Annotated in this window: 1 protein-coding gene and 1 pseudogene; one reads left to right on the top strand and one right to left on the bottom strand. The window is 52.2% G+C overall.

The window, feature by feature from the left end:
- Window positions 1-1425: pseudogene (locus tag B2310_RS10210) on the top strand (T9SS C-terminal target domain-containing protein); the annotation flags it as partial.
- A gap of 159 nt (window positions 1426-1584) precedes the next feature.
- On the opposite strand, the gene B2310_RS10205 reads toward B2310_RS10210, so the two are convergent.
- Window positions 1585-2385 (bottom strand): nucleotidyl transferase AbiEii/AbiGii toxin family protein, encoded by an 801-nt coding sequence (locus tag B2310_RS10205; protein WP_173381695.1) that lies wholly within the window; start codon window positions 2383-2385, stop codon window positions 1585-1587.
- Window positions 2386-2437 lie beyond the last annotated feature (52 nt).

Below are 2437 nucleotides of genomic sequence, written 5' to 3'. Positions count from 1 at the left end.
GCGGCGACTATCGGCGGCGATATCGGCAGTTTCCACCACAACCTGCTTGCGCATAATGCGGGCCGCAACTGGAGCCTGGGCGGTGGCCTCGACGGGAACGGCTACTACGCGGGTCGCCTCGACATATTCAACAACGTTGTCTATAACTGGGTGAGCCGCGTGACCGATGGCGGTGCGCACGAGGTGAACTTCGTGGGCAATTACTACAAGGAGGGCGCCGCCACTACCTTGCACGGCTATACATTGCGTGCGCAGTTCGAAGGTACGGGCAAGGGCTCGCAGGCGTATTACTACCACAACAATATTCTCGAGGCTGCGGGCGGCAAGTTCACCTGCGACGGCACCAACGACAATTGCGGTCGCGAGTATTCGCTTTCCGGCGGGCAGGTGCTGGATTGGGAACCCTGGAACAGCAAGCCCTTCTTTGCCTCGTATGCGACTGTCCAGAGCGCGAAGGCCGCCTACAAGGATGTGCTGAGCGATGTGGGCCAGCGCATGCCGGTACTTGACAATCACGACACCCGCGTGATAAACGAGACCAAGAACGGAACCTACAGCATGAAGGGTTCCGTGGGTGGCATGGCGGGTATTCCCGACCGCGAAACCGACGTGAAGGATACGGCGAACATCAAGGGCTGGGAGCCATACCCGAGCGAGATCCGAGCCGACGACTACGACAGCGATTTGGACGGGCTCCCTGACTGGTGGGAAAATATGTACGGGTACAATCCGAAGTCGAAGAGCGGTGACTTTAGCGAAGCGAACAGGGACCGCCTGGGCGATGGCTGGACGGAACTGGAACGCTACTTGGAATGGATGGCCCGCGCGCACTACACCTTCGCGAAGGGCGAAACCCAGGTGATAGACCTTTCGCAGTTTACCCGTGGCTACGACGGCGGAACCTACACCGTGTCGGCCCCGAGCGGCGTGACGGCGACCGTGAACGGATCCAGGTTGACGGTGAAACTCGCCGACAGCTTTGCAGGTGCGGGCTACGTGCAGTTTACGCTGAAGGACAATGCGGGCGATACCTTTAGCCGCTACATTGGCGTGACGCAAGGCCTAGCCTTGAACGCCTTGCAGGGCGAACAGGGTGAAAATGACACGACATCTGTTGTCGCGGGTGATACGACTGCGACGGATTCTTCGACGACTTCGATTGCGACGTTCTCTCCTGTGAAAATTTTCCACTACACCGTTGCGGATAACATCGTGCGCCTCTACGGCATTCCCGCAAATGCACAAATTCGTGTAACGGACTTGAGCGGCAGAAATCCGATGCTCGGCAAGAATGTGCTGACCGCAGACGGAACTGCTTCGGTGGATCTGCAACCCTTCGGCAGGGGCGTCTATATAGTGAACGTCCGCGGAATGGCCCGCGACGGTTCCCGCCTGAACAAGACCATCAAGGTCATGCGCAAGTAAACCGCAAAAGAATACATCATGCATCCTCAAAACCTAGGCTCAAACGAGTCTAGGCTTTCTTATTTCAAAAGTTTGTTCTTTCCGATGGTGAACGAATGGCTATCAGCTTCTTTTAAAAAGGGGTCGAATTCGACCCCTTTGAAGTCGGGATTGTTGCGACTAAAGCAATTTGAGAAAGTTCTCGATACTCTTTGTAATGGTCGAAACATTTTCGCCGGTCCAATTCTTGTCGCTAGCGGAGAGCCTTTCGATATACAGTTTATCGGAAAAAATATCTCGCACTCGCTTTACCACATCATTGACGTTATGCTCTCTCATTTGCTTATCGCCAAAGATGTACAAATCTAGGCAAACATGCAGGTTTTTATGGTCAACATGTTTGCTAAGATAGTATATGTCGAAAAGATCCTTGTAGCGGGTCGATAAAGCCCCGAATTTCAGTAACGACCGTAATTTTTCGACCAGCATCTGTTCGTTGGAATTGACCAGCAGACTGACACTCCCGTTGTCAAAGGAAATGTCAAAACAATATTCCTCCTGACTTACATCTAACTTGGTATGCACGCCCAGGTCTATTTTGCTTTCTAGTTCGTAACCGCTAGAATCTTGAATTTTTATGCGGATTCGCCTACCTTTGTATTCCTGTTGCTTCAGTTCTTCGATATCCCCAAACCTTTCGATGCGGATTCCGTCTAGACAATTCATCTTTGCTACAAAGTCATCAATAGCGGCATCTGATAAGGGATAGCGTAGAAAATCTATATCCAAGTCTTGGGTCGCACGACGGATGTTCCCAGTCTTGCTTCTCATAACCACACCGCCCTTGACGGTGATGTTGCGATGCAGAGGTCCCATGGAAATGGCTTTTAAAACAATGTCTTGACAGACTTTCGCGGGGGCAGTGTTTTCGTTATACCCTTTCTCGATTTCTACAGCAACCATGCTTTTGAGGCTAAGCATTATAGCACCTCCGCTTCCAGCACCTTCCTAATCATATCCGCTTTCGGCATTT

The organism is Fibrobacter sp. UBA3629, from assembly GCF_002374005.1.
GTDB lineage: Bacteria > Fibrobacterota > Fibrobacteria > Fibrobacterales > Fibrobacteraceae > Fibrobacter.
The sequence above is the reverse complement of the archived record's forward strand: the minus strand, read 5'-3'. Positions and strand labels throughout refer to the sequence as shown.